The sequence below is a fragment of the Bacillus sp. MYb78 genome (genome assembly GCF_002975115.1).
GTDB classification, from domain to species: Bacteria; Bacillota; Bacilli; order Bacillales; family Bacillaceae_G; genus Bacillus_A; species Bacillus_A cereus.
In genome coordinates this window covers 271,923-298,811 of record NZ_PCOB01000002.1, presented here as the reverse complement: position 1 = coordinate 298,811, position 26,889 = coordinate 271,923, and the positions used below count along the sequence as shown (strand labels likewise).

The window sequence follows — 26,889 nt, the reverse complement described above, 5'->3', positions numbered from 1 at the left end:
CCTTATATCGCATATAATTTTTTTCTAAACTATTTATGCCCTTATTGTTTAGATTGTTTAATTGTTAATTATATTAACCTTTTAACAAAAAAATCACACCATCTGCAGCGTAAATCGAAATTTATCTACCTGCGAGCGGTGCTGATTTCTGAAGGACTATCGTTTATAATTATAAATAATTATTTTGAATCTACAACCGACAATTTACGTATGAAATGTCGTTTAAACAACAATATAATACCAATATGTTGTTTAAGTACAGAAAATTAAACGAGGGGAAATAAAAATGTCTATTAAAAATACAAATGATCCACGTGTAAAACGGACGAGACAACTCATACAGGATGCTTTTGTCGCTTTAGTAGGCGAAAAAGGTTTTGAAAATGTTACTGTTCAACATATTGCAGAACGCGCTCCTGTAAACCGCGCTACATTTTATAGCCATTACCACGATAAATATGACTTACTAGACAAAAGCATTGAAGAAATGTTAGAAAAGCTAACTGAAGTAATTAAACCGAGAAATAGAAATAAAGAAGATTTCCAACTAACATTTGATTCGCCACATCCAAGTTTTTTGGCCTTGTTCGAACATATTGCAGAAAACACTAACTTCTATAACGTCATGCTTGGTGATAAAGCTGCCGGAAACTATACGTATAAGATGATGAAAGCAATTCAAACGCATTTAACATTAAGCCTCTCTATTTCACAACCTAACGATGAAAAACTAATGGTTCCACGCGATATTCTCATTAGTTATGTTACTGGTGCCCATCTAGGGATGATTATGTCATGGCTTAAAAGAGGAATGATATATACCCCGCATTTTATGGCGATGCAATTAACTCGTTTAATTATTTTAGGCGCTCATACTGCAGCGGGATTAGAACGGCCTTTTTAAAACATAAAAAAGCGAAGGAGAATCTCCTTCGCTTTTTCTATTAATTAAATGTAATGTTATGTACAGCCTCTTTATCAAGACGTTTAATAACTTCTACAATTAACTTCACTGCATTTTCATAATCATCACGATGTAACATTGCCGCATGAGAATGGATATAGCGCGTTGCAATTGTAATTGCCATAGAAGGAATACCATTTACAGCAATGTGAATCGCACCCGCATCCGTTCCTCCGCCCGCTACTGAATCATATTGATAAGGGATTTGTAATTCATCAGCAACATCAACTACGAAATCACGTAAACCTGTATGTCCAATAACAGAAGCATCATATAAAATGATTTGTGGTCCATCGCCCATTTTACTTTGTGCTTCTTTTGACGTTACACCCGGTGTATCTCCAGCGATACCAACATCTACTGCGAACGCGATATCTGGTTTAATATAATTCGCAGATGTTTTTGCACCACGAAGACCAACTTCTTCTTGTACAGTTCCAACGCCGTATACAACGTTTGGATGCTTTTCATCTTTTAGTTGTTTTAATACGTCAATTGCAATTGCACAACCGATTCGGTTATCCCACGCTTTTGCAAGTAACATTTTTTCATTCTTCATCACTTGGAATTCAAAGTACGGTACAACTTGATCTCCTGGTCGTACGCCCCACTCCATCGCTTCTTCTTGGCTAGAAGCACCGATATCGATGAACATGTCTTTAATTTCAACTGGCTTTTTACGAGCTTCTGGAGGTAAAATGTGCGGTGGTTTTGAACCAATTACACCTGTTACATCTCCTTTACGCGTTACAATCGTCACGCGCTGTGCAAGCATAACTTGTGACCACCAGCCACCAACCGTTTGGAAGCGAAGGAAACCTTTGTCATCGATTTGTGTAATCATAAATCCAACTTCATCTAAATGACCTGCAACCATAATTTTCGGACCGTTTTCTTCCCCTACTTTTTTCGCAACTAAACTCCCTAAATTATCAGTAGAAAGTTCGTCCGCAAACGGCTCGATATATTTCTTCATTACTTCACGTGGTTCACGTTCGTTACCAGCAATACCACGTGCATCCGTTAATTCTTTTAGCATTGTCAATGTCGCGTCTAATTTTGTCATTGCCAACACCCTCCTTTTTCTTCAGTCAATTCATTATACAATAATTAAATTGAAATATTCAAAAATTAAATTAGTATCCTTGTGTTTGACGCTGATGATTTACCTCATTTTTATCTAAATATGCTTTTTCAATCTCTTCTTGCTCAAATTCAAGTGCTTGTCCAAGTCGAAGATAGCTCGTAAATAATTCAATATAGTTTGTAATAGATGGTTGATCTGTAAAACGAATTACTTTCGCATATGTGTCTAAGAAAATTTCCACTTGTGTTTTATTCGTTTGTGCACATTTATAGAATAAGAAGTTTTTATCAATACCTAAATCAATTCCGATTGATAAAATAAAATGCAAACCATCTACGTATTCTTCTAATATTACTTCACGTTCCGAAGCTGGTTTGTTGCTCCAATATTTAAAACAACGTGTTTCATTTGCAAGTTCACCAATTTCTACAAGAAGAGCTAACATTTTTTCTTTTAACAATTTTTTCGGTTGTAAGTCATGTTCTTTTGCAATACGGTCATCTAATTCTTTTTGTAATTTAAATAGTTGTAGTAAGTCCATTCTATTGTCCTCCTCCAACATCGCATTTTACGCAACAATGTTGTTTCATCTCAAAGTTCATTATTATGTTTCAGTTCTTATGAATAAGTCAGCTATCTACCTCTTTATAAAATAGCTTGTCCTTAATTTGCAAATACGTTTCAGTCATCACTCTTAAATTGTTCATCTGATGAAAGTTCCATATCATCTTTCCATTATAGCAGTGTCGTTTCGGCTAGGAAAGATACTCTTCTTTCCAAACGTGCATAATTAAAAAAAGCCAGGAGGATTCTCCTGACTTCATATGTATATTCTTCTATATCACTATAGTTTTTATGTTGATTTTGTCATATCGATAACAACACATCCGTTAATCTTTAGAACTTCAAACTTCTCTCTGAACACAAACAAAAAAACCTTAGAAGAAAATTCTTCTAAGGTTTCAACTAATTAATTAGTTAATGTTGTTTTTTGCAACTGTTGCTAATTCAGCGAAAGCTTTTTCGTCATGAACAGCTAAGTCAGCAAGCATCTTGCGGTTAACTTCGATGCCAGCATTTTTAAGACCGTGCATTAAGCGGCTGTAAGAAAGACCATTCATACGAGCTGCTGCGTTGATACGTGTAATCCATAATTTACGGAAGTCACGTTTCTTTTGACGGCGGTCACGGAATGCATACATTAGAGATTTCATAACCTGTTGGTTAGCAACCTTGAATAATGTATTTTTTGAACCGTAGTAACCTTTTGCTAATTTAATTACTTTTTTACGACGTTGACGAGTAACTGTACCACCTTTTACTCTTGGCATAATATTACCTCCTAATTGTTCTATATATCAGCCGAACTTATTTTAAGTTGTCAAGCATTTGACGAATGCGTTTGAAGTCACCAGCGCTTACTACACCAGCTTTACGTAGTTTACGTTTAGCTTTTGTAGATTTGTTAGCGAATAAATGGCTTGTGTAAGCGTGAGAACGTTTCAGTTTACCTGATCCAGTCTTTTTGAAACGCTTTGCAGCGCCGCGATGAGTTTTTTGTTTAGGCATAGGTATTTCCTCCTCTATCTATTACTTATCGTTTTTCGGTGCTAAAACTAAGAACATACTGCGTCCTTCCATTTTAGGCTTAGATTCAACTGTACTAACTTCAGCACAAGCTTCTGAGAAGCGATCTAAAACACGTTGACCGATTTCTTTATGAGTAATGGCACGTCCTTTAAAGCGAATTGACGCTTTAACCTTGTCGCCTTTCTCTAAAAACTTGATAGCATTACGAAGTTTTGTGTTAAAGTCGTGTTCATCAATTGTTGGACTTAAACGAACTTCTTTCATGCTAATTACTTTTTGATTTTTGCGCTGCTCTTTTTCTTTCTTCTGTTGCTCAAAGCGGAATTTACCGTAGTCCATAATGCGGCATACTGGCGGTTTCGCATTTGGAGCAACTAATACTAAATCAAGATTAAGATTTGCAGCTAAGTCTAAAGCGTCATTACGAGACTTGATTCCAAGTTGATCGCCATTTGCGCCAACTAAACGTACTTCACGTGCACGAATTTGCTCGTTAATCATCATATCCTTGCTAATAGTAAGCCACCTCCAAGGTTTTCTCAGAACATATTTTGTAGTCATAGAACCCGACAAAAAAAGTGCGGGCATACGACACCCACACTTGTAAAATCTTAAGTAAGAAATACATTTACCTGCTAACTGCGAATGCGTCCATCAGGTGAGAAGCGGGTGCTTCTACTTGTTCCACAAAACAATATTCTATTATCCTTGATGAGTTTATCATAGGACATGACGTCTGTCAAGAAGACGCGATGTGTTTTACTAACAACAAGAAATATTGTAACAAACAACTAACATACTTGCAATACTTTTTTATGATAAGTGTTACATGGTTATTTTTTCTAGTTTTTCTCTTTTATATTACAAAGAAAAGCCGCGGTATACCGCGGCTTTTTCTTATCGTTTTCCTTCTACTTTAATCATATCAACAAAAGCATCTAATGCGATTGTTTCTGATTTTTGTTCACCATATTTACGTACGTTTACGCCGTTTTCAGTTACTTCATTATCACCTACTACAAGCATGTACGGAATTTTTTGCATTTGTGCTTCACGGATTTTGTAACCGATCTTCTCTTCACGAGTGTCTAATTCAACACGGATACCAGCACGACGCAATTCGTCTTGTACTTTCTTCGCATAGTCTAAATGTACTTGCGGAGAAACTGGAATTACTTGTACTTGAACTGGAGCTAACCAAGTTGGGAATGCACCTTTGTATTCTTCAATTAAGAAGGCTACGAAGCGTTCCATAGTTGATACAACACCACGGTGAATTACAACTGGACGATGTTGCTTACCGTCTTCGCCAACATAAGTTAATTCAAAGCGTTCTGGAAGTAAGAAGTCTAATTGTACAGTTGAAAGTGTTTCGTCTTTTCCAAGAGCAGTACGAACTTGAACATCAAGTTTTGGACCGTAGAATGCTGCTTCACCTTCAGCTTCATAGTAATCAAGACCCATTTCATCCATAGCTTCTTTTAACATACCTTGTGCTTTTTCCCACATCTCATCATCCGCATAATACTTTTTAGTATCTGCTGGATCACGATAAGATAGACGGAATGAGTAGTTCTCTAAACCGAAATCTTTGTACACTTCTAGAGTTAAGTTTACAACACGTTTTAACTCTTCTTTAATTTGATCTGGACGAACGAAAATGTGCGCATCGTTTAAAGTCATTCCGCGTACACGTTGTAACCCAGATAACGCACCTGACATTTCATAACGGTGCATTGTTCCAAGTTCCGCAATACGGATTGGTAATTCACGGTAGCTGTGAATATCATTTTTATAAACCATCATATGGTGAGGACAGTTCATTGGACGAAGAACTAATTCTTCATTATCCATTTCCATTGATGGGAACATGCCATCACGGTAGTGATTCCAGTGACCAGAAGTTTCATATAACTCTCTACTTCCTAATACTGGAGTGTATACGTGATCATAGCCTAAGCTTGCTTCTTTATCAACGATGTAACGCTCGATAATACGACGAATTGTTGCACCCTTTGGTAACCAAAGTGGTAAACCTTGTCCTACTTTTTGGCTATTAGTAAATAGTTTTAATTCTTTACCTAATTTACGGTGATCGCGCTCTTTCGCTTCTTCAAGCATACGTAAGTGCTCATCTAATTCTGCTTTCTTAACGAATGCAGTACCGTAAATACGTTGTAACATTTTATTATTGCTATCGCCGCGCCAGTAAGCACCTGCAACGCTTAATAATTTAAACACTTTAATTTTCCCTGTAGATGGAAGGTGAACACCACGGCAAAGGTCGAAGAATTCGCCTTGCTCATAGATTGAAATAACTGCATCCTCTGGAAGATCGTTAATTAAATCTAATTTTAACTCATCACCAATTTCTTCAAAGCGACGAAGTGCTTCTGCACGTGGTACTTCATGACGAACGATTTCTAAGTTTTCGTTCACGATTTTTTGCATTTCTTTTTCAATTTTCTTGAAGTCTTCAACTGTAATTGCTTCTTCCATATCGATATCGTAATAGAAGCCATTTTCAATTACTGGACCAATGCCAAGCTCAAGCTTAACATCTTTATATAAACGTTTTAACGCTTGTGCTAAAACGTGGGCTGTTGAATGGCGTAAAATATATAAGCCATCTTCAGAATCTAATGTAATAATAGAAACTGCACCATCTTCTTCGATTGGTGTAACAAGATCGATCATCTCATCGTTTAATTTTCCAGCTACAGCTTTTTTCTTTAAGCCTGGGCTAATAGAAGCTGCGATTTCTTCAGTTGTTACGCCTTTTGGAAACTCCTTCACAGCTCCATCAGGGAAAGTAATTTTAACTACATCTGCCATCACTGGTCACTCCTCTTTTTCTCAAAATAAAAAACACTCATCCCGTAAAAAGGGACGAGTGTTGAATTCGTGGTTCCACCCTTGTTCCAATTAACATAATTGTTAATTGCTCAAGTTCAACATAACGGTGTTGTCCGTTAGCAATTACTAGAAAAACCGTTCACTGCTAAAGTTTAGAGGTGGTAAGTAATAATCCCGTACTAGGAAGCTCACACCCTAAGGCTTCCCTCTCTGAAAATCGTAGAAAACTACTCATGTCCTCATCATGACATTTCGATATATTTCATTTATGTAGGTAATTATATGCTCAAAAACTTAGAAAATCAAGGGCGTTACCTTTATTTTTTAAATTTTTCACATTGCGCTCAAAATCATGTAATCCATGTAATTGGACCCGTTCTTGAAACACATTTCGCAAAGTAATAATCATATTATGGTCTTGTTCTTTCGTATATAAATAAATCTTTTTGGGCGAAATAGAAAGAAGCGGCGCAATTACTTTCGTATCAATATATACATCATTTTGCTTTAATAATTCCTCATCTATATATTGGACCAACTTCTCCTGTTTTAAACGTCTACCTTTATCATCATAAAAGATAAAGCTTTCATCAAAAATAAGATGCACACAGGACAAGCGTGATTTACGGCTACTTACTTGTTGCCGAAGCGTCTCAATGAACATTTGGTATTCTTGCTCCATCTTATATTCATCAATTGCCACTTCCGCAAGTTTAGCCACCATTTCCCTATATGTACGAAGACGAAAACGGATATATGATGAAAACGAGAATGAGAGCGGATCACAAAGCCAATTATTTAAAGAAGACTTAATATATGACTCAAATGCGTTACGCGTTAAATCCTGAGCTACCCCTTTTCTTCTTCCCTTTAAAATCTCATGTGCCATGTGCAATATTTGATGACACTCTTCTTGTTCTTCATAAAAAAACTTTTCTTTTAAGATCGTATAAATCCACTCATTTTGTTTCACATTCACAATAAAATACACCATTACCGGCAATAAGATCTTTTCAATATAATTTGATTCACGTACTGGTATGTGAATCACCACTTTTTGTTCCTGTAAATACACACTCGTTTCCTTATATAATACTTCCGCTCTTTTCAGCAATTGTCTATATACGTGCATAGCATCATTTTTTTCTTCGAAGCAAATTTCAATCACTTTTGTCCCCCCTTTTATCCCTGCTCTAAAGGACTGTATCTATACGTTACAAATCCTATAAGAGTCCGTCCCGCGTGAAGTTCACTCTTAGTAGAATTACATTTCCTATCGTTAGAAAATCCACTCAATATGGCTTGCTAATTTTATATATATTAAGGGAGGGAGAAAAAAATGATACAAGCTACTATGAATTTTTTTATTGTATACTTTACTTATTACTAAAGGGAGGTATCTGAATGTTTGAATATAAATTCGTAAAAGTCGAATTTCATTGGGGGCTCACTCGCTCAAAACTAGCTGAAGACTACCAAGAAATTATTCAAGAACATGCTAGAGATGACTGGAGGTTCGTACAGATTGTTGCCCCTACGATTGGCAGTTCTGGACAACCTGAATATTTCGATCTCATATTTGAAAAGAAAATATCACTATAATACAAAAGAGCAAGCTTCTCAGCTTGCTCTTTTACTTATGACGACGGTTTTTCCCACCAATTGGAATTGGTTTCGCTAAATATTTAATTCGTTCCATAATACGTGCTGCCTTCATTTCTTCAGCCTCACCACGTTGTGTATACGTTAAATGATGTTCCAATTGTTTAAAATCAAAATTAGACGTAAAGAACGTCGGTAAGTTTTCTAGCATACGGAATTGCAAGATTGCACCAAGCACATCGTCACGCACAAAGCTCGACATCGCTTCTGCCCCGATATCATCTAACATTAAAACTTGTACGCGTTTAACAGCATCAATCTTTTCGCCAATCGAATTATCTTGAATCGAACTTTTAATTTCACGTAAAAATTCCGGGAAGTATACGAGCATCGAACTTATTTTCTTTCGAGCAAGCTCGTTCGCAATTGCTCCTAAAAGGTACGTTTTTCCTACACCAAATTTACCGTACAAATATAAACCTTGTGCTTTTTTACCTGGTTCATATGTACTTAAAAATTCATTCGCTGCGCCAATTGCATCGATACGTGCATTTAAATCAGAAGGGTCTAAGTTTTCCATAGTTGCCTGTAAAATATCCGTTGGCATATATACACTTTGAACGAGTTTTTCATATTTCTTTCTCTCGTCATATGCTACTTTTCTAACGCAGCGATCGTATTGAATATCAATCATTTTCCCTTGAATAACAAGCTTTGGCTCATACCCTTGCAGCATATTTTTACATGCACCTAAATCCGGGCAATCTACGCAACCTACACTTTGTCCAATATATTCATATAACTTCACAAGACTGCGCTCAATCATAGAAGTCGTTACTTCACCTTTATGTTCGTCTATAAATTCTTTCACACGCGGATGCGCCATTACTTCTGCCTTTAATACTTCATATCTATTTTTAAAGTTTTCATTTTCCATTAATTTTGTAAATGAATTTTGAATATGCTCCATTTTCTCACCTCAAAGAGCGTTCATTCTCTTCTATTAATCACGCTTATATTTTTTTAGCACTTCTTCTAATCGTTTTCGTTCATCTTCTAGCGTACTTGCATCTTTTTCTACACTTACATCTTTCTTCGCCGTTTCTTTCTCTTGTTCCTTCGGCTCTTCTTCCTTAAGCCAATCTGGCACCATTTCTTTTCGTACCGTCTTCTTCGCCGTACGGCCTTTTTTCTTCGTCTCAGCCCACTCTTGATATTGACGGTTCTCTTCTTTCGCTAACGCCATCGCGTCCGCTACTGTACCGACCTTTTTACGTGCCCAATGCCCAGCAATCTTCTCGACATACGTTTTCGCAAGTTTCATATCTGAGCGTAGCATAACGTAATAAATAAGTACATTCACAACTCCTGGTGTCAATTTTTGATTAATCATGACATCTTCAACGATTTGCAAGTCCGCTTTCGTTGCCTCTGCACCACCAGAAATCTCTTTCAATAGTTGTTTTGGCGAGATTTCCTCTAGCTGCTTTATTAACATCTCCTCTTGTGATGAAGGCTCTTTCTCTTTCATCGTACGTGCAGCATGAGGCTGTACTCTTTCACTTAGTACCGGTAATGCTTGACCATTTTCAAATTGATACCAATCGCGCGCTCCTTTTCTAAGCCTTTCCATATCAATTGTTTGCATCTCCGTCACCGCACCAAGAACGATATTTTGCATCGATAACACATCTACACCATACACATAAGCAAGTGTTATAACGCAGTCTCTTACTTGATCTGTAATCGCCTTTTTAGGAACAAGAGCGGACAATCCATCTACAAATAAAGAGAAATCAAAGAAATCATTCCAAACTTTCGGAGCGTCTCCCTTCTCGTTACTTGGCATAGTTGTCGTTTTTGGAATACGAAGGTCTTCTTGCGCATGCTCAAGCTGTCCTGGATTAAACGAACCAAACACATCATTGAAAGAGCGCGTAACATTTTCATAAGAAGCAAAATCAAATTCTTCTTCTAAGAAATATTGCTTTACTTGATTATATTTTGTCCGACTCAATCGATTGTATAAAAAGATACTTAAAACAATATCATCAAAAAACTGCTTCGGAGATAAAGGTGGTTGCAACTCATATATGAACATTCGAATATCTTTTTCTTTCTTAATATATACCTTCAAAAGCCCAATTGCCTCTAACTTTACTCGTTCCTCATATATTTCAGGAAGTTGCATTTGCATAGTCACCATAAGGGAATGATGTGTATTCTCTTTTCCAAATACACGATCTTGCTCTAGCTCCCCCCATAGTGTCATGTATAAGCTAAAAGCTCTACTACCTATTAACGGCTGATACAACATCGTTAATACTTTTCGGTCGTAATTATGCAGTAGCCCTTTCGCACTTACTTTATAACGATCAATCGGCAATAGCTCCATCCATGACTGTTTTTCCATTCTTGCTTTTCCTTTCTCTCATCCAATCTATCCTCTACTTCATTCCTTCTATCTTCATTATATAAATTCTTAGTGAAAAAGAGCTATTAGCTTTCGCTTCTAGCTCTCTTATCCTATTACTTACGGTATGTAAAGAGAATAAAATACAACTTCTACTCTCTTTCTTTTTGCAGTATATCTTTTAATTCTTCAATAAATACATTTAAATCTTTAAATTGACGATATACAGAAGCAAAACGTACATAAGCAACATCATCAATATCGCGAAGTTCTTCCATAACAATTTCACCAATCATATCACTTTTCACTTCTGATATACCTAAATTACGCAGTTCACGTTCCACGCTTTGTGTTACTTCTTCTAATTGTCTTAAAGATACTGGTCTTTTTTCACACGCTTTAATTAAACCGCGTAAAATCTTTTCTTTATTAAACTCTTCTCGTGTGCCTTCTTTTTTAACAACGATAAGAGGTGACTCTTCTACCCTTTCAAAGGTCGTAAAGCGACTTAAACAACTTTCACACTCTCTTCTTCTTCGAATAGAGCGCCCCTCGTCTACCGGACGCGAATCTAACACTCTTGTACCATTATGAGAACAGGATGGACAACGCAATTCATTCACTCCTTTACACTATACTCTTTATTTTTCTCTACTCAATTCACCTAAAATATATATACAATATTATATAACTCATTCTAACTCTCTTACCACTTTAAGTTTCAGCGCATCACTTTATCATCTCATACTTAAAAATAAGATGGTATATAGGGCACTACCTCATTTGCAAGAGTCCAATGTATTCAACTAACGAGTACGTTATATTTTTCCTTTTTTATAAACTAAAAAAGAGGTGCATTATACACCTCTTTACATTTTAAATCAATTATGTTCTTTTTTAAAGAGCTTTTGTTTCTCTCTGCTTAATTTCGAAGCTACCAGTGCCTCGAGGAAGCTCGATGCTCTCACGCGTTTTCGCGTTTAAACCTTCTGCAATATATTCTGCAGCAACATTTGGATCAATACGATCCCCACAAGTATAAACATCAATACTTGCGTAACCGTGCTCCGGAAAGCTATGAATTGTTAAATGTGATTCTGAGATAATTACTACTCCACTTACACCTTGTGGTGCAAATTTATGGAAAGCAACCTCACGCACTTCAGCACCAGCTCTTAGTGCTGCATCCACAAATAATTGTTCAATATACGGCATGTCATTAAGCTTGTCGAAATCGCAATCCCAAAGTTCAGCGATCACGTGACGACCCATCGTATCCATAGTATCCATTCTACAGTTCCCCCTTGTAAATTTATTCTAACTGTTCGAATTGAAAACTAATTTGCAATTTGGCTTGCTCCACTACCACGGGGGAAAGTTAGTCCAGAGAGGTCCTAACCCTTTAAGTAGTGACTACGTACCTCAGCTCTTAAGTTTACGAGTGTTAGTATACTTTGTTTAATTTCATTTTGCAACAACAGTTTTTTCGATTTTCTGTCATATTTTCCTCTTTACTTTTCCCTAAAAAAAATAAACGATTCACAAATGCAGTAATCACAACGTTTCGTGGTATGTCCACTTTTTAAAATATACTTATATAATTTTTTTCCTTTTCAGAAAAAAATAAAAAAAGAGGGCAAATATTGCCTTGCCCTCTCCTCCCTTATTCACTTAAATGTGTTGCACATTTTCTTGTTTCGCTAACTCTTCAACAACTAACGTTACAAGATCTACAACACGACGAGAGTAGCCCCACTCGTTATCATACCAAGCAAGTACTTTCACTTTACGATCGCCCATTACCATTGTAGATAAACCATCGATAATAGCTGAATGTGTATTTGTATTAAAGTCGATAGATACTAAAGGCTCTTCGCTGAATTCTACAATACCTTTTAACGCACCGTTTGCAACAGTTTTGAATGCATCATTAATAGCTTCAACTGTCACATCGCGTTTTACATCTACTACTAAGTCAACAAGAGACACGTTTGGTGTTGGTACACGAAGTGCCATACCATGAAGTTTTCCGTTTAAGTGCGGAAGAACTTTTGCTAGCGCTTTCGCAGCACCTGTCGTTGTCGGAATGATTGATTGTCCGCAAGCACGTGCTCTTCTTAAATCTTTATGTGGGTTATCAATATTTTTTTGGTCATTTGTATAAGCGTGAACTGTCGTCATTAAACCGTTTTCAATTCCAAACTGCTCATCTAACACCTTCACAACAGGCGCTAAACAGTTTGTTGTACAAGATGCATTTGAAATAACAGTATGTTTTGTAATATCTAATTGGTCTTCGTTCACACCAACTACAATTGTTACATCTTCATTTTTACCAGGCGCTGTTAAAATAACTTTTTTCGCTCCAGCTTCAACGTGAAGAATTGCTTTTTCTTTTGAATTAAATTTACCAGTTGCTTCAATTACAACTTCAACACCTAAATCTGTCCAAGGCAATTCCTTTGGATCGCGGTTGTTTAAAAGGCGAATCATTTTTCCATCAACTAATAAGTGATCTTCAAATGCTTCTACTGTTCCGTCAAACTTGCCATGAACTGTATCATATTTAATTAAGTGTGCTAACGTTTCAGATGGATAGCTTGCATTGATTGCTACAATTTCGAATGCGCTTTCTTTTATTGCTTGACGAAATACCATTCTCCCAATACGTCCAAATCCATTAATTGCCACACGAGTCATAATATGTTATCCCCCTTGAATGCGTTATACTATTTATCTCCAATCCCAATAATAGTATAACACAAAAAGGAGATATGTCACTAAGCATTTTCATTAATTTCACAATTTTTTAGTCAATAATGTTCCACTTCTTTAAAATTACCTGCAATTGTGTTTTCGTTCCCATAATTGTGCCATCATTATTTATCACTTCATCTGCATTTTTCACTTTTTCTTCTAACGGCATTTGAGATTGAATACGAGCTGTTGCTTCTTCTTCTGAAAAGTTATTTCGTTTCATTAAACGCTCTAATTGCGTATGCGGCTTAACTGCTACAACTAAAACGCGGTCAACGAGACTTGTTAATTTGCTTTCAAATAAGAGAGGAATATCTAACACAACCGCTTGCATATCTTCTTTTATGTACATTTCCTTTTGCCTATTCATTTCCTCACGCACTGCAGGATGAACAATTTTATTTAACTGCAATCGTTTTTCTTCATTATAGAAAACGACACTTCCCAGTTTTGGACGATCTAGTTCTCCATCTTCTTGTAACACTTCCGTTCCAAATACTTCTACTATTTTGTTATATGCTGGTTTTCCTTGTTCTACAACTTCTCTTGCAATAACATCTGCATCAATAACTGGTATGCTCAGTTCACGAAACATTTGAGATACCGTACTTTTTCCGCTTGCAATGCCTCCCGTTAATCCAATTACTACTGTCATAATAATCCTCCTCATAATAAAAGGCGCGAAACCAATGTTCCACGCCCATACTTACATTTTCCAAATTCCAATTATAATGAGTAATACCCCAGGCAGGAATGTAAATTTTTGTAACCACTTCATATTCGATAAAACCGTTCCAAGTTTCATTCCAATAAATAAAAACAAAGAACTCATAATTGCAACTAATATCGCCATCATAGCGGGTGCATACCCTAATAAAGATGCACCAATTCCGGCACCAAATGAGTCTACAGAAAGAGCGATACCAAGAAGCAATGCCTCTCCTGCAGAAATGGTGCCTGATTTATCAAAATCTGCTACAGTCGGTTTCCGTAAAATTTGAATCACTAGCCCTAGCGAGGCAATCTCTAATTTCCAGACCTTCTCCTCTTGCTTTGGTTCTTCTTTTTTCTCACTTCGAAAAAATTGATACAATACCCAAATCCCTATTCCAATAAGAACAAGCCCACCGATACGCGTTGCGATAACAGGTGAAAATACTTTCGCGATCATATGTCCAATTCCCATTGAAACAAGCATAACAGCCGCTGAACACATTCCGATAATTATAATTGATCTTAGTGGAATTCTTACGCTTCTTAAACCATATGTTAGCCCTACACTACAGCTATCTAAGCTTAATGTAAAAGCTAATAAAATAAGAGATAAATAAAGGTACATCGGTAAGCTCCTCCCTTATACATAGCTCTGCTGTATGTATATGACAAATGCCTATCCGATGTTATCTCTTTTCTATATTCTTGGCTGACAAATTGGGCAGTAATGCGTTCCTCGCCCGCCAACAACTGTTTTTTCTAATATCGTACCGCAAGTTACACACGGTTCTCCTTTTTTTCCGTATACATTTAGGAGTTCTTGGAACGAACCAATTTGCCCTTGTGAGTTGATATACGTTCGAATTGTACTTCCACCACGCTTCACTGCTTCGCCTAGCGTTGTAACGGTAGCCTCATAAATTCGCTCAATTTCTTCTATTGTCAAAGACGAAGCTTCTCGTTCCGGATGAATTTGAGAACGGAATAAAACTTCATCTACATATATATTTCCAAGCCCTACTAAAAGACGCTGGTCCAATAGCACAACTTTTATTTTACGATTTGTCTTTTGCAATCTTTCTTGTAAATACTGTGGTGTCAATTCAGCATCAAACGGCTCCGGACCTAAGTCAGCAAGAGGCATTTGGTTCATCTCTTCACCTTTCTTAAAGAGATGCATCGTACCAAACTTTCTCACATCTTTATAATGTAATTCAGTTCCATCTGTAAATAAGAAACGGACGTGCGTATGTTTATCAATCGGCTCATCCTCTTGATGTAGTAAAAACTTACCTTCCATACGCAAATGTGAAACAATAACATAATTTGTTACATATAGAAGCAAAAACTTTCCTCTTCGCTTTATATTTTCAATCTTCTCGCCTTTTAGCATTTCTTTAAAGATTTCTGCATCATCCGGTCGTTTCACTATTTTTGGATAAGTAACAATAACATCTTCAATCGTTTTTCCTGTTACAAGATTTTCAAGTGTCCGTCTGACGTTTTCAACCTCTGGTAATTCAGGCATTTCATCACTTCCTTATTTTGCGTCGTACCAAGTTGGACCGTAAGAATAATCAACTTTCAGCGGAACTGCGAGTTCAATCGCATGCTCCATTACTTCAGGTACAAGCTGCTCTAATTTTTCAATTTCTTCTTTTGGTGCTTCAAATATTAATTCATCGTGTACTTGCAGAAGAAGACGCGCTTGTAATCCTTCTTCTTCTAAACGATCTGCCATAATAATCATCGCTTTTTTAATAATATCTGCTGCAGTACCTTGAATTGGTGTATTCATCGCTGTACGCTCAGCAAAGCTACGTAAATTGAAATTACGACTCGTAATTTCTGGAATATAACGACGACGATTTAATAATGTAGCCACATATCCTTTTTGTTTCGCATCTTTTACGATGTCCTCCATGTATTCTTGTACACCAGGGAAACTTTCTAAATACTTTTCAATAAATTCCGCTGCTGCTTTTCTTGTAATTCCTAAGTTTTGTGAAAGACCATAATCACTAATACCATACACAATTCCGAAGTTAACAGCTTTCGCTTGCCGTCTCATATTTGAAGTTACTTCATCTTTTTCAACGCCAAATACATCCATAGCTGTTTTCGTATGAATATCCATGTCATGCTGGAATGCTTCAACTAGCCCTTTATCATTTGCAATATGAGCTAATACACGAAGTTCGATTTGTGAATAATCAGCCGCATACATAATCCAACCTTCTTCTGATGGAACAAATGCCTGACGAATCTTTCTTCCTTCTTCTAATCGAATCGGGATATTTTGCAAGTTCGGATCCGTTGAACTTAATCGACCTGTTTGCGTTAACACTTGATTAAAGCGAGTATGAATTTTAGATGAATCTTCATGTACAACTTTCAGTAAACCTTCAATATAAGTTGAATTTAGCTTCCCTAATTGACGATAATGTAAAATGTTTGGAATAATTTCATGGCGATCCATAAGCTTGTCTAATACATCAGCTGACGTAGAATAACCTGTTTTCGTCTTTTTAATAACCGGTAAGTTTAAGTTCTCAAACAGAATTACACCAAGCTGCTTCGGTGAATTAATATTAAATTCTGTTCCCGCAAGCTTATAAATTTCCTGTTCCATTTCCTTTAATCTACCTACGAGTTCTTCTCCCATATTACGAAGACGCTCCGTATCAACTTTTACACCTTTTACTTCCATATCAGCTAATACACGCGCAAGTGGCAATTCTAACTCTGTAAACAGTTCATATTGCTCATTCTTCTTTAACTCTTCAACGAATGTTTGCTTTACATCATATAATACATGCACTTTACGAGCCACATGCTCCGCTACTACTTCTAACTCTGGAACAGCACGCTTCGCACCTTTTCCGTAAACTTCTTCATCTGATTTCACAGCATGCGTTTCTTTCATTTTCGCTACAGTACGGAAATCTTTATCTGTATCAGCCGGGTCAAGTAAATAAGCAGCGATTAATAGATCAAAGTCAATCCCTTGCATATCTATCCCATTCCATTTCAGTGCAACGATTGCTCGCTTCGCATCAAATGTATGCTTTCTCATTTCTCCATTTGCAAGCCATGCTTTAAATGCATCCGATGCAAGAGCAATATCCTTCTGAATAAAGTAGCAACCATTTTCATTTTGAATACCAAAGCCTTGAATGTCCGCCTTATGATAATTATCTTCTTGCACTTCAACAATAAGTGCACTATTTTGCTGAAGCATTTCTTCTGTAACTTCTTCCACAATATCAAATGTAATATCATCTAATTCAGCTGGAGCTGTTTCTTCTGGCGTAACGCCTAATTTATTTAAAAGAGATGTAAATCCTAAACTCTCAAACATTGGAATCACATCACTTGCTTCATATCCTTTATACGCCATATCATCCACATGAACTGTAATCGGTGCATCTGTAATAATAGTCGCAAGATCTTTACTCATAAGAGCTTGTTCTTTATTTTCTTCTAGTTTTTCTTTTAATTTCTTCCCGCTTACTTGATCTAGATTTTCATACACTTCTTCAACCGTTCCAAACTGTGTTAACAATTTAATCGCCGTTTTTTCACCAACTCCTGGTACACCCGGAATATTATCTGATTGGTCTCCCATTAAACCTTTCATATCGATAATTTGCTTTGGTGATAAGCTATATTTTTCAAATAAAGCTTCTTTCGTATATTCATCTACTTCCGTAATCCCTTTTCGCGGAATACATACAAGCGTGTTATCAGAAACAAGTTGAAGTAAATCTTTATCTCCTGAAATAACTTTTACACTTGCTCCTTGTTCACTCGCTTCTTTTGCTAGCGTTCCCATAATATCATCCGCTTCATAATTTTCTAATTCATAACGCGGTACGTTGAATGCATCCAGCATCTCACGAATAAACGGGAACTGCTCTGATAATTCAGGTGGAGTCTTTTGACGTCCTCCTTTATACTCACTATACGTTTTATGACGGAAGGTTGTTTTGCCTGCATCAAACGCCACTAACATATGAGTTGGCTTTTCTTCCTCTAATATTCTCATTAACATCATTGTAAAACCGTAAATTGCGTTCGTATGTATACCTTTGTCGTTATTTAAAAGCGGTAGTGCAAAGAAAGCACGATACGCGATATTATTACCATCTACTAATACGACCTTTTTTTCCAAAATTGAAACCTCCCCATACAAATTTGAAATGATTTTTTTCACAGAAAAAAACCGTTCCTTTCCTCTCTCTATATTAACATGACTAATAGAGAGAAGAAAAATAACGGTTATTTTCTTTCATATATAAAACAGACTTATATTGGCATAAAGGGAAGTGACGAGAACAGCTTAACTATTCTCGTCCAAAATTACTCCTTGGATGAAGGGGTTTTCATGTATTATATTAACAGAGCTTTATTAATATTTAATTAAGCCATTGTTAATATATTGTAAACATCCTTCATCCTATTTTTCAGTTGCTGATTTTGGTAAAACAACTGTAAATGTTGTCCCTTCCCCAACTTCACTATCCACTGTAATTGTACCGTGATGCGCCTCTACTAAATGCTTTACAATTGATAATCCGAGGCCTGTACCACCAGTATTTCTACTTCTCGCTTTATCCACTCGGTAAAAGCGTTCAAAAATACGCGGAATTTCCTCTTTACTAATACCAATTCCAGTATCCGATACTTTTATATAAGCATTATACTTATCTTCCGCTAACTCTACTGAAACAACGCCTCCAGCCGGTGTATATACGATCGCGTTATTTATTAAATTAATAAAGATTTGTTTCAAACGACTTGGATCTCCAATAACAGAAGCACGTTTTAATACATTCACTTGTAAAGAGATTTCTTTTTCTCCTGCTTTATTATCAAGCACCATATGAATATCTTCAAGCAGCCCCTTCATGTCAACGGTTCCCATATTTAATTTAAATCCTTGTTGTTCGATCTTTGACAAATCTAATAAATCTTCAATTAATCCTTGCATGCGCTCACTTTCTTTTAAAATAATGTGCAAGAAATGTTCGCAGAATTTTTTATTATCCATCGCTCCGTCTAAGAGTGTTTCTGAAAAACCTTTAATAGAAGTAATCGGTGTCTTTAATTCATGAGAAACATTCGCTAAAAAGTCTTTTCTCATTTGTTCTAATTTCTTTAACTCTGTTATGTCATGGAATACGAGAACAATCCCTTTCCATTCATGGTTTGTCCCGATAATCGGCGCTCCATATACTTCGAAATGCTTCCGCTCAATTCCAAGTGGCAATAACATTTGTTTACGCACTTTCACTTCTGTCATAAAGATTTCTTCTACAAGCTCAATAATTTCTGTATGATGAAACGATTCATAATATAAGCGATCTAAATATTCTTCATCTGTTACGTGGAAAGTTTCCTTATAAGAGCGGTTTACAAGGTTTATATACCCGCGGCTATCAATTAAAATCATTCCGCTTCCCATATTTTCAATTAACGTATGCAGACGATCTTGCTGCATTTCTTGTTCAAGTGTCATCTCTTGTAAGTTACGAGCTAAAATATTAATCGCTTTACTCAGCATTCCTGTTTCATCCGAATGACTTTCGTATGCACGTGCTTTATAATTACCCTTTGCCAATTCAATTGCAACTTTTGTAACCGATTCAATCGGCCTAATATATTGCCCTGTAATTTTCATACCTAAAAATACAACTACGAGACAAGCAATAACAAATCCGATAATTAATAATCCCCACGTTTTTTGATGTACGTCTTTTAAAGGATCGATTGTACTTTTCACCAAAACGTATCCTTGTTTTCCTTCTACATCTTGAACGAACACCGCATGATAAAATTCATTCTTTCGATCTGTCTCTTTCGTAATCACTTTACTTCGTTGTTTTGCCAATTCCGAAGTAAGTTCTTTAATCGTCTCTGGACTAAATGCCAATTCTTGTCCTTTTCTATATTGAACTTTCTTTTTTTCATCCACAAATACGATAGAAGCTGGTATTTTTTCTTCTAACTTTTCAAATACGTATGGATTTTTTAAGACATTATCAAAACCTTGCTCTTCTGCTAACGCCGCAACATACTCCGTCTCTTTTACCATTCTCTCTTTAGCATGATCTATATAGTAGTTTTCAAACACAGTTTCTAGCAATAAACCTAGTCCAACTAAAATAAATACAATAAGAGAAACAAATGTAAAAAGAAGCCTGGAACGAAATTTATTCATTCCCTTTTGGCTCCTCTAATTTATATCCTAAACCACGTATCGTTTTAATGTACGTCGGTTTTTTCGTATTTTGTTCAATTTTATCGCGCAAATGGCTAATATGAACATCAACAATTCGTGTATCACCAGCAAAATCGTAATTCCATACAGCACTTAATAATTGATCACGCGTCAACACGCGACTTTTATTTTTCGCAAGATACACAAGTAGTTCAAATTCTTTTGGTGTTAATTCAAGCTTTCTTCCTTGGAAATAAGCCTCATAAAACTCCGGTAAAATTTTAAGTTCTGCAATTGTGATGCTATCTTCATCTGGCGCTTCTGCAACTTGTTCTTCTTGTTGTAATTTCGTGCGGCGCAAAATCGCCTTCACACGAGCAACAACTTCCCTTGGACTAAATGGCTTCGTCATATAATCATCTGCCCCAAGTTCAAGGCCTAGCACCTTATCAAACTCATCATCTTTTGCCGTTAACATTAAAATCGGCGTCATAACGCGCTGCAATCGTAATTCTTTACACACTTCCATACCATCCATTTTCGGAAGCATTAAATCTAATATAATTAAATCTGGGCGTTCTGTTGTCGCTTTTTGAAGCGCCATTTCTCCATCCATCGCTGTTATAACTTCAAACCCAGCTTGTTGTAAATTAAATTCGATTAAAGTTAAGATAAATTCCTCATCATCAACTACTAAAATACGATTGTTCATTCTTTTCCTCCAAGTTATAGACTTGAAACCTTCTTCATCCTAGTATTTTCCCCGTTATTCTCATCATACTAGAAAACAAGGTCCCTCTCAATATAATTGTCTATTCATGGAGATCGTTTGTGTAGAATTGAGAAAATAGAAGTAATTACGATTCACCTGCAACTACACAGGATTTTGCCAAACTTTATAGATTACTCTCTCTTCTTTAAAGCTCACTTCCGTATGAACTATAAAATCTTGATTTTGTGCTAGGAAAAACGAAAGAGCATACGCAATTTTATAATCCGGTGTTTCATATCCATCAAATACTCTCCCGTGCATTTCATTCGCAACCCCGTCTGCCCACACTTCAGCTTCTCTTACCGTTTCAAAGATAACGGCTTCTCCTTTCCACCTCATCTTAAAGAATCACTCCTTCCATTGACTTAAATTATCAAATTATAATATAGTAAATATTGTTAATCCAATAATACGAATATAAAAAGGGGTCTATTATGCGACTATTACTACCTATTTTAACTTTAGTAGTAACATGTTTCCTTACTTTTAACGTACCGAGCTGGGATACGATTAAAACGGGGTGCTCAGAATTTGCTGAAGGGTTCAAAGAAGGATTTTTCAACTAAAAATAGCGCTAGCATCCTTATTCAAGGTATGCTAGCGCTATTCATATTTTCATCTTTTAAAAATTATCTAATGCTTTTTCCATAATGGAAACAGATTTAAAAGGCGGCGTGACTGTTAATGAACCTTTTACAACAGTTTCTCCTTTTTCATCATGAGCAGATACAAGCATATCAATTGTATGTTCCTCCTCAGAAACAGCCACAACTTCAAAGTGGATTTGTAACGTTTCATAATGGTGAACATGCTTCACGAACGTAAGGTCCTTTCTAGTAATATGACTTCCTGGACCCGGTAAATATTTCGTAACTGCCGTTGTAATCATTCCCGTTAGCATAATGCTTGGTACAATCGGCTTTTCATACGGAGTTTGGGATGCGTAATCATGCTGAATATATAATGGATTGGCATCATTCGTTAACCCTAAGTACAATAACAAATCTTTATCCTCAATTTTTTCAGTGATAGATAATTTCTCTCCTACTGTAATTTCATCCATTTTACGACCAATTTGAACTTTTTTCTTTAACATGTTACAACCCCCTCCGATTTTTTCACCTTATTATCCTACTAAAAGCGATACCTTATCCGAAATTTACTATGATGAGGGCAATGTATAGTATAAATCTATAGTTTCATTATAGGATACTACAAATGATAGCGTTTTCATATTATTTCAAAAAAACAATTCGGTAAATAGTAGAAAAAGATTCGGAATCCCGAATCTTTTTCACTACTATTCAATTATTAAACAAGAACTTTCATTACGTTACGTACAGATTCTACAGAGCGATCTAACGCTTCTTTTTCATCTGCAAGAAGTTCTAATTCAATAATTTTTTCAATTCCGTTACCACCTAGAATTACTGGTACCCCTAAGTAAAGGTCACTATAACCATACTCACCTTCAAGGTACGCAATAGCTGGTAATACACGGCGTTGATCTTTTAAGATTGCTTCTGTCATTTCAACTAAAGAAGCTGCTGGTGCGTAATATGCACTACCGTTTCCTAATAAGCCTACAATCTCACCGCCACCTTTACGTGTACGTTCTACGATTGCTTCTAAACGCTCTTTCGGAATTAACGTTTCTAACGGAATACCGCCTGCATAAGAATAACGCACAAGAGGTACCATGTCGTCACCGTGTCCACCAAGAACAAATCCTGTAATGTCTTTCACAGAAAGATTTAATTCTTGTGCGATGAATGTACGGAAACGAGCTGTATCTAATACGCCCGATTGGCCAATTACACGCTCTTTCGGGAATCCTGCTTCTTTAAATACAGAATATGTCATTGCATCAACTGGATTTGTTAACACAACAATAATTGCATTTGGTGAATGTTTTGCAATGTCGCGCGTAATACTTTTCATAATTTTAGAGTTCGTTGCTACTAAGTCATCACGGCTCATACCAGGCTTACGTGCAATACCTGCTGTAATAACGACAACGTCAGAATCAGCAGTATCTGCGTAATCAGATGTTCCAATAATGTTAGCATCAAAACCTTGTACTGGGCTCGCTTCTAACATATCTAACGCTTTCCCTTTTGTTGGATTTTCCAGTTGTGGAATGTCCACTAATACAACATCTGCAAGTTCTTTTTGTGCTAATAAGAATGCCGTTGTTGCTCCTGTAAATCCTGCACCGATGACTGAAACTTTCTTGCGTTTGATTGTCATAATTTACCCCCCGCTTTAATTATGCATTTTTGATTATCGCTACATCCATGTTTTTAATAAGCTCATTAGCAAACTCAGAACACTTCACTTCTGTTGCGCCTTCCATTAGGCGAGCGAAGTCATATGTTACTACTTTTGATGCAATTGTTTTCTCAACTGAATCTGTTACTAATTTCGCTGCTTCATTCCATCCTAAGTGTTCTAATAATAATACACCTGAAAGAAGAACTGAAGATGGGTTTACTTTATCTAAACCTGCATATTTTGGAGCTGTACCGTGTGTAGCTTCAAAGATAGCATGTCCAGTCACATAGTTAATGTTTGCACCAGGTGCAATACCAATTCCACCTACTTGTGCAGCAAGTGCATCAGAGATATAGTCACCATTTAAGTTCATTGTTGCAACAACATCGAACTCACGTGGACGAGTTAAAATTTGTTGTAAGAAGATGTCTGCAATAGAATCCTTTACGATGATTTTTCCAGCCACTTCAGCGTCTGCCATCGCTTTATTTGCTGCATCTTTACCATCTTTTTCAACAATGCGATCATATTCAGCCCAAGTAAATACTTTGTCGCCGAATTCTTGTTCCGCTACTTCGTAACCCCAGTTTTTGAAAGCACCTTCTGTAAATTTCATAATGTTTCCTTTATGAACTAATGTAACAGAAGAGCGTTTTTCATTAATTGCATATTGAATTGCAGCACGAACAAGACGCTTTGTCCCTTCTTCTGAGATTGGTTTAATACCAATACCAGATGTTTCTGGGAAGCGGATTTTATTAACACCCATTGCTTCTTTTAAGAAAGCAAGAACTTTTTCTGCTTCTGGAGATCCTTGTGCATATTCAATTCCAGCATAAATGTCTTCTGTATTTTCACGGAAAATAACCATATCAGTATCTTCCGGACGTTTTACAGGTGAAGGAACACCTTCAAAATAACGAACTGGACGTAGACATACATATAGATCTAATTCTTGACGAAGTGCTACGTTTAGAGAACGAATACCACCGCCAACTGGAGTTGTAAGTGGACCTTTAATTGCGATTAAATATTCGCGAATTAAATTTAAAGTTTCTTCTGGTAACCACTCGCCTGTTTGGTTGAATGCTTTTTCCCCTGCAAGCACTTCTTTCCAAACGATTTTCTTCTCACCATCATAAGCTTTTTCAACTGCTGCTTCTATTACGCGAGATGCAGCTGCCCAAATATCAGGACCAATTCCATCTCCTTCAATAAATGGAATAATCGGATTGTTTGGTACATTCATAACACCATTAGTTACAGTAATTTTTTCACCTGTCGTCAATGTGATAACCCCCATGTTTGAAATTTCATATGTATGAAACTGAGGGAATAACCCCTCAGTTCAAACCGTTAGTCAAATTAAAATATTCTAATCATTACATCTTTCCGAAAAAATCAGACTTTTGAAAGCGTATTTTCACTATCGAAATAGTGTTTTTCGCTTATCTTTGTGCGATTGGAACATACACTTGATGCGTTGGTCCATTATAATCAGCACGCGGACGGATTAAACGGTTGTTTTCATATTGTTCTAGAATATGAGCTAACCAGCCTGACATACGGCTAATTGCAAAAATAGGTGTAAATAAGTCATGGTCAATTCCTAAACAATGGTATACAGAAGCTGAATAGAAATCGACATTTGGTGGAAGACCTTTTTCTTTTGTTACAATGTCTTCAATTTTGATAGACATATTATACCATTTGTCTTCTCCTAAAAGCACGCATAATCTCTTAGACATTTCACGTAAGTGTTTTGCACGCGGATCACCTTGCTCATACACACGGTGACCAAAGCCCATGATTTTCACTTTATTTTGAAGAGCATTATGAATATATGATTCTACATTTTCTTCTTCGCCAATTTCAGTTAACATCTTCATTACATTTTCATTCGCCCCACCGTGAAGAGGACCTTTCAATGCACCGATTGCTGCTGTAATACCAGAATATACATCTGACAGTGTAGCTACGCAAACACGTGCAGTAAATGTAGAAGCGTTTAACTCATGATCTGCATGAAGTACAAGCGCTTTATCAAAAGCTTCAATTTCAACTTCATTTGGCTCGCGATCATTTAACATGTACAAGAAGTTTGCAGCTAATGATAAATCCTTTCTTGGCTCAACAATATCTAAACCTTTACGGATTCTCGCGTAAGCAGCAACTAAAGTTCCCACTTGAGCCTGTAATTTAACCGCTTTCAAATAATTAGACTTTTCATCCATAATTTCAGCGCTCTCATCGTATAATGATAGCATGGAAATTGCAGTTCGTAAAACAGACATCGGATGTGCAATTTTTAAATCTACTTGTTTCAAATATGTTAAAATCTCACCTGGAACTTTATAGTATTCAGATACAATTTCATTAAATTCCGCTAGTTCTTTTTCATTAGGAAGCTTGCGGTGCCATAATAAGTACACTACTTCTTCAAACGTAGCATTCTCAGCTAAATCATCAATATTATACCCAACATAAGTTAATGTATCATCAATAATAGAGCTCACAGATGATGTTGTTGCTACTACCCCTTCTAAACCTCGAATAACAGTCATGACATTCTCTCCTTTTCCTGAAAATTCTCCCAACCTTGCTCCTTATATCTATTTGCTCCCCTTATGAATTATGAACGCCCGTTCACTCTTTAGGCAAGCAAAATGCACGATCATGCAAATTTGTTGCGGTGTTCCCCTCTTATTGTCCATTGTTTACATGGAAAGCATGAGCGTGAATGTCTCCCCGAATCCTCACGCTCAAAACAACAAGTTAGTGAGGAAAATACATTCCGAAGAGTTTTATGATAAAAACAACATAAAACAATATCATTATAAAATTGTTTTATGTTGTTTTTATTTTATCTGGTGTAAAGTCTCTGCTGTTATGTAACTTTTCAAAGTTTCTAATCCTATTATAAACAATTATCTGACTTTTGTGAACAGAAAGAATTCAAAAATTTTATATTACTATAAAATTCCTCATTTAAACATTTGTATAATACTCATAACCGCATAGGCAATTCCAGCCCCAATTAACGGACCAACAGCAACCCCATTAAATAACGCAACCGCTATAATTGTCCCAAAAACAAGTGCAGTTGTAATATGAGGATCCGTTGTCAACAATTGTACGCCGCCTTTCGCTAACAAAGCGACCGCTACACCTGAAGCTAAAGCAATCCACGCATAATACGATTTCGCCGCTTCTCCAAGTTGTTTAAAACCTATTTCCCCCGTCGCAATCGGTACGAGCACCGCTATTGTAATGACCGTTACACCTAGGTTAATTCCTTTCGTTTGTAAATAAGGAAAGACCTTATCTCCTAAAAACGTAAACTTCAATAGAAATAACACACCAATAGCTACAGTAAGCGATTGGTTTTTAGCAATAAGTCCTATAATAAGTAGTATGAATAAAAATAACGTTGACTGACTAATCATGTTTGCACTTCCTTTCTGAAAATAATGAACTCATTTCCAAACAAAAATACCTTTAAACCTATCGTTATACATGCTATATCGATGCCTATTCAACATGAATCACTTCATTTTTTATGTATTTTAAAATGAAAAACTGAGACTTTCACCATCAAAATTTAAGCATATATACATTTTAAAAAACGGGCGTCTCT

27 protein-coding genes and 2 other annotated features are annotated in these 26,889 nt (G+C 36.4%); of the genes, 3 read left to right on the top strand and 24 right to left on the bottom strand.

Going from position 1 to position 26,889, the window contains the following annotated elements; translation table 11 throughout:
* Positions 1 to 286 precede the first annotated feature (286 nt).
* Entirely contained in the window at positions 287 to 904 is a 618-nt protein-coding gene (locus tag CQ064_RS05505) for a TetR/AcrR family transcriptional regulator (protein ID WP_000023672.1), read from the top strand.
* Between the two features lie 40 nt (positions 905 to 944).
* Here the strand turns inward: CQ064_RS05505 and CQ064_RS05500 are convergent, their stop codons facing one another.
* The 7 genes from CQ064_RS05500 to ytxC form a co-directional block, all read right to left on the bottom strand.
* A complete protein-coding gene (locus tag CQ064_RS05500) occupies positions 945 to 2,030 on the bottom strand; it encodes a M42 family metallopeptidase (RefSeq protein ID WP_000163555.1) in 1,086 nt (361 codons plus the stop codon).
* A 70-nt stretch (positions 2,031 to 2,100) separates the two neighbouring features.
* On the bottom strand, positions 2,101 to 2,592 hold the full coding sequence (locus tag CQ064_RS05495) for a dUTP diphosphatase (protein ID WP_000365050.1): 492 nt from the start codon (positions 2,590 to 2,592) through the stop codon (positions 2,101 to 2,103).
* A 433-nt stretch (positions 2,593 to 3,025) separates the two neighbouring features.
* Entirely contained in the window at positions 3,026 to 3,382 is a 357-nt protein-coding gene (gene rplT, locus CQ064_RS05490; RefSeq protein WP_001138362.1) for a 50S ribosomal protein L20, read from the bottom strand.
* Positions 3,383 to 3,419: 37 nt separating this feature from the next.
* Positions 3,420 to 3,620 carry a 50S ribosomal protein L35 gene (gene rpmI, locus CQ064_RS05485; protein WP_001125945.1) on the bottom strand — a complete coding sequence of 67 codons (201 nt, stop codon included), beginning with the start codon at positions 3,618 to 3,620 and terminating at the stop codon, positions 3,420 to 3,422.
* 21 nt (positions 3,621 to 3,641) lie between these two features.
* Entirely contained in the window at positions 3,642 to 4,145 is a 504-nt protein-coding gene (infC, locus tag CQ064_RS05480; protein WP_000973215.1) for a translation initiation factor IF-3, read from the bottom strand.
* Positions 4,146 to 4,207: 62 nt separating this feature from the next.
* Positions 4,208 to 4,328 (bottom strand) — a sequence feature (ribosomal protein L20 leader region).
* Positions 4,329 to 4,538: 210 nt separating this feature from the next.
* Positions 4,539 to 6,476 carry a threonine--tRNA ligase gene (gene thrS, locus CQ064_RS05475; protein ID WP_000786087.1) on the bottom strand — a complete coding sequence of 646 codons (1,938 nt, stop codon included), beginning with the start codon at positions 6,474 to 6,476 and terminating at the stop codon, positions 4,539 to 4,541.
* Between the two features lie 47 nt (positions 6,477 to 6,523).
* Positions 6,524 to 6,752 (bottom strand) — a binding site (T-box leader).
* Positions 6,753 to 6,783: 31 nt separating this feature from the next.
* A complete protein-coding gene (gene ytxC / locus CQ064_RS05470) occupies positions 6,784 to 7,665 on the bottom strand; it encodes a putative sporulation protein YtxC (RefSeq protein WP_000569629.1) in 882 nt (293 codons plus the stop codon).
* A gap of 236 nt (positions 7,666 to 7,901) precedes the next feature.
* Here ytxC and CQ064_RS05465 point away from each other — a divergent pair, with 236 nt between their 5' ends.
* Positions 7,902 to 8,099: a DUF4177 domain-containing protein gene (locus CQ064_RS05465; RefSeq protein WP_000464454.1), complete on the top strand. Its 198-nt coding sequence runs from the start codon at positions 7,902 to 7,904 to the stop codon at positions 8,097 to 8,099.
* 31 nt (positions 8,100 to 8,130) lie between these two features.
* On the opposite strand, the gene dnaI is transcribed toward CQ064_RS05465, so the two are convergent.
* The 12 genes from dnaI to CQ064_RS05400 all read right to left on the bottom strand — a co-directional run bounded on the left by dnaI (position 8,131) and on the right by CQ064_RS05400 (position 21,317).
* Positions 8,131 to 9,069 carry a primosomal protein DnaI gene (gene dnaI, locus CQ064_RS05460; RefSeq protein ID WP_000400120.1) on the bottom strand — a complete coding sequence of 313 codons (939 nt, stop codon included), beginning with the start codon at positions 9,067 to 9,069 and terminating at the stop codon, positions 8,131 to 8,133.
* 33 nt (positions 9,070 to 9,102) lie between these two features.
* Entirely contained in the window at positions 9,103 to 10,512 is a 1,410-nt protein-coding gene (locus tag CQ064_RS05455; protein ID WP_000415025.1) for a replication initiation and membrane attachment family protein, read from the bottom strand.
* A 152-nt stretch (positions 10,513 to 10,664) separates the two neighbouring features.
* A complete protein-coding gene (gene nrdR, locus CQ064_RS05450) occupies positions 10,665 to 11,126 on the bottom strand; it encodes a transcriptional regulator NrdR (protein WP_001203687.1) in 462 nt (153 codons plus the stop codon).
* A 283-nt stretch (positions 11,127 to 11,409) separates the two neighbouring features.
* On the bottom strand, positions 11,410 to 11,793 hold the full coding sequence (gene speD / locus CQ064_RS05445) for an adenosylmethionine decarboxylase (RefSeq protein WP_002003660.1): 384 nt from the start codon (positions 11,791 to 11,793) through the stop codon (positions 11,410 to 11,412).
* 390 nt (positions 11,794 to 12,183) lie between these two features.
* Entirely contained in the window at positions 12,184 to 13,212 is a 1,029-nt protein-coding gene (locus CQ064_RS05435) for a glyceraldehyde-3-phosphate dehydrogenase (protein WP_000198974.1), read from the bottom strand.
* 109 nt (positions 13,213 to 13,321) lie between these two features.
* Complete coding sequence (gene coaE / locus CQ064_RS05430) at positions 13,322 to 13,924, bottom strand: dephospho-CoA kinase (protein ID WP_000219328.1); 603 nt, start codon at positions 13,922 to 13,924, stop codon at positions 13,322 to 13,324.
* Between the two features lie 51 nt (positions 13,925 to 13,975).
* The gene (gene ytaF, locus CQ064_RS05425; protein WP_000281743.1) at positions 13,976 to 14,608 is read right to left on the bottom strand and encodes a sporulation membrane protein YtaF; all 633 of its coding nucleotides are present in this window, start codon (positions 14,606 to 14,608) and stop codon (positions 13,976 to 13,978) included.
* A gap of 72 nt (positions 14,609 to 14,680) precedes the next feature.
* Positions 14,681 to 15,511 (bottom strand): DNA-formamidopyrimidine glycosylase, encoded by an 831-nt coding sequence (mutM, locus tag CQ064_RS05420; RefSeq protein ID WP_001114474.1) that lies wholly within the window; start codon positions 15,509 to 15,511, stop codon positions 14,681 to 14,683.
* Positions 15,512 to 15,523: 12 nt separating this feature from the next.
* A complete protein-coding gene (polA, locus tag CQ064_RS05415) occupies positions 15,524 to 18,157 on the bottom strand; it encodes a DNA polymerase I (protein WP_000412826.1) in 2,634 nt (877 codons plus the stop codon).
* Positions 18,158 to 18,442: 285 nt separating this feature from the next.
* The gene (gene phoR / locus CQ064_RS05410; protein ID WP_001032099.1) at positions 18,443 to 20,206 is read right to left on the bottom strand and encodes a sensory box histidine kinase PhoR; all 1,764 of its coding nucleotides are present in this window, start codon (positions 20,204 to 20,206) and stop codon (positions 18,443 to 18,445) included.
* The gene (phoP, locus tag CQ064_RS05405; RefSeq protein WP_001065220.1) at positions 20,199 to 20,918 is read right to left on the bottom strand and encodes a two-component system response regulator PhoP; all 720 of its coding nucleotides are present in this window, start codon (positions 20,916 to 20,918) and stop codon (positions 20,199 to 20,201) included. Before phoP ends, phoR begins: the two co-directional genes overlap by 8 nt.
* Positions 20,919 to 21,080: 162 nt before the next feature.
* Positions 21,081 to 21,317 carry a hypothetical protein gene (locus CQ064_RS05400; RefSeq protein ID WP_001267348.1) on the bottom strand — a complete coding sequence of 79 codons (237 nt, stop codon included), beginning with the start codon at positions 21,315 to 21,317 and terminating at the stop codon, positions 21,081 to 21,083.
* A 95-nt stretch (positions 21,318 to 21,412) separates the two neighbouring features.
* Here CQ064_RS05400 and CQ064_RS34005 point away from each other — a divergent pair, with 95 nt between their 5' ends.
* Entirely contained in the window at positions 21,413 to 21,544 is a 132-nt protein-coding gene (locus CQ064_RS34005) for a hypothetical protein (protein ID WP_001238014.1), read from the top strand.
* A 56-nt stretch (positions 21,545 to 21,600) separates the two neighbouring features.
* Here CQ064_RS34005 and CQ064_RS05390 read toward each other — a convergent pair whose 3' ends face one another.
* The 5 genes from CQ064_RS05390 to CQ064_RS05365 all read right to left on the bottom strand — a co-directional run bounded on the left by CQ064_RS05390 (position 21,601) and on the right by CQ064_RS05365 (position 26,698).
* On the bottom strand, positions 21,601 to 22,074 hold the full coding sequence (locus CQ064_RS05390) for a MaoC family dehydratase (protein WP_000914180.1): 474 nt from the start codon (positions 22,072 to 22,074) through the stop codon (positions 21,601 to 21,603).
* A gap of 215 nt (positions 22,075 to 22,289) precedes the next feature.
* Positions 22,290 to 23,228 (bottom strand): malate dehydrogenase, encoded by a 939-nt coding sequence (gene mdh, locus CQ064_RS05385; RefSeq protein ID WP_000153232.1) that lies wholly within the window; start codon positions 23,226 to 23,228, stop codon positions 22,290 to 22,292.
* Positions 23,229 to 23,247: 19 nt separating this feature from the next.
* The gene (gene icd, locus CQ064_RS05380; RefSeq protein WP_000206893.1) at positions 23,248 to 24,540 is read right to left on the bottom strand and encodes an NADP-dependent isocitrate dehydrogenase; all 1,293 of its coding nucleotides are present in this window, start codon (positions 24,538 to 24,540) and stop codon (positions 23,248 to 23,250) included.
* Between the two features lie 160 nt (positions 24,541 to 24,700).
* Positions 24,701 to 25,849, bottom strand: coding sequence for a citrate synthase (gene citZ, locus CQ064_RS05375; protein ID WP_000503651.1), 1,149 nt, complete (start codon positions 25,847 to 25,849; stop codon positions 24,701 to 24,703).
* A gap of 387 nt (positions 25,850 to 26,236) precedes the next feature.
* Complete coding sequence (locus CQ064_RS05365) at positions 26,237 to 26,698, bottom strand: DUF441 domain-containing protein (RefSeq protein WP_000625507.1); 462 nt, start codon at positions 26,696 to 26,698, stop codon at positions 26,237 to 26,239.
* Positions 26,699 to 26,889 lie beyond the last annotated feature (191 nt).

Coding starts and splice junctions, on each gene's coding strand:
- CQ064_RS05505 (WP_000023672.1), top strand. CDS start 287: ATGTCTATTAAAAATACAAATGATCCACGTGTAAAACGGACGAGACAA.
- CQ064_RS05500 (WP_000163555.1), bottom strand. CDS start 2,030: ATGACAAAATTAGACGCGACATTGACAATGCTAAAAGAATTAACGGAT.
- CQ064_RS05495 (WP_000365050.1), bottom strand. CDS start 2,592: ATGGACTTACTACAACTATTTAAATTACAAAAAGAATTAGATGACCGT.
- rplT (WP_001138362.1), bottom strand. CDS start 3,382: ATGCCAAGAGTAAAAGGTGGTACAGTTACTCGTCAACGTCGTAAAAAA.
- rpmI (WP_001125945.1), bottom strand. CDS start 3,620: ATGCCTAAACAAAAAACTCATCGCGGCGCTGCAAAGCGTTTCAAAAAG.
- infC (WP_000973215.1), bottom strand. CDS start 4,145: ATGATGATTAACGAGCAAATTCGTGCACGTGAAGTACGTTTAGTTGGC.
- thrS (WP_000786087.1), bottom strand. CDS start 6,476: ATGGCAGATGTAGTTAAAATTACTTTCCCTGATGGAGCTGTGAAGGAG.
- CQ064_RS05465 (WP_000464454.1), top strand. CDS start 7,902: ATGTTTGAATATAAATTCGTAAAAGTCGAATTTCATTGGGGGCTCACT.
- dnaI (WP_000400120.1), bottom strand. CDS start 9,069: ATGGAGCATATTCAAAATTCATTTACAAAATTAATGGAAAATGAAAAC.
- CQ064_RS05455 (WP_000415025.1), bottom strand. CDS start 10,512: ATGGAAAAACAGTCATGGATGGAGCTATTGCCGATTGATCGTTATAAA.
- speD (WP_002003660.1), bottom strand. CDS start 11,793: ATGGATACGATGGGTCGTCACGTGATCGCTGAACTTTGGGATTGCGAT.
- CQ064_RS05435 (WP_000198974.1), bottom strand. CDS start 13,212: ATGACTCGTGTGGCAATTAATGGATTTGGACGTATTGGGAGAATGGTA.
- coaE (WP_000219328.1), bottom strand. CDS start 13,924: ATGACAGTAGTAATTGGATTAACGGGAGGCATTGCAAGCGGAAAAAGT.
- ytaF (WP_000281743.1), bottom strand. CDS start 14,608: ATGTACCTTTATTTATCTCTTATTTTATTAGCTTTTACATTAAGCTTA.
- mutM (WP_001114474.1), bottom strand. CDS start 15,511: ATGCCTGAATTACCAGAGGTTGAAAACGTCAGACGGACACTTGAAAAT.
- phoR (WP_001032099.1), bottom strand. CDS start 20,206: ATGAATAAATTTCGTTCCAGGCTTCTTTTTACATTTGTTTCTCTTATT.
- phoP (WP_001065220.1), bottom strand. CDS start 20,918: ATGAACAATCGTATTTTAGTAGTTGATGATGAGGAATTTATCTTAACT.
- CQ064_RS05400 (WP_001267348.1), bottom strand. CDS start 21,317: ATGAGGTGGAAAGGAGAAGCCGTTATCTTTGAAACGGTAAGAGAAGCT.
- CQ064_RS34005 (WP_001238014.1), top strand. CDS start 21,413: ATGCGACTATTACTACCTATTTTAACTTTAGTAGTAACATGTTTCCTT.
- CQ064_RS05390 (WP_000914180.1), bottom strand. CDS start 22,074: ATGTTAAAGAAAAAAGTTCAAATTGGTCGTAAAATGGATGAAATTACA.
- mdh (WP_000153232.1), bottom strand. CDS start 23,228: ATGACAATCAAACGCAAGAAAGTTTCAGTCATCGGTGCAGGATTTACA.
- CQ064_RS05365 (WP_000625507.1), bottom strand. CDS start 26,698: ATGATTAGTCAGTCAACGTTATTTTTATTCATACTACTTATTATAGGA.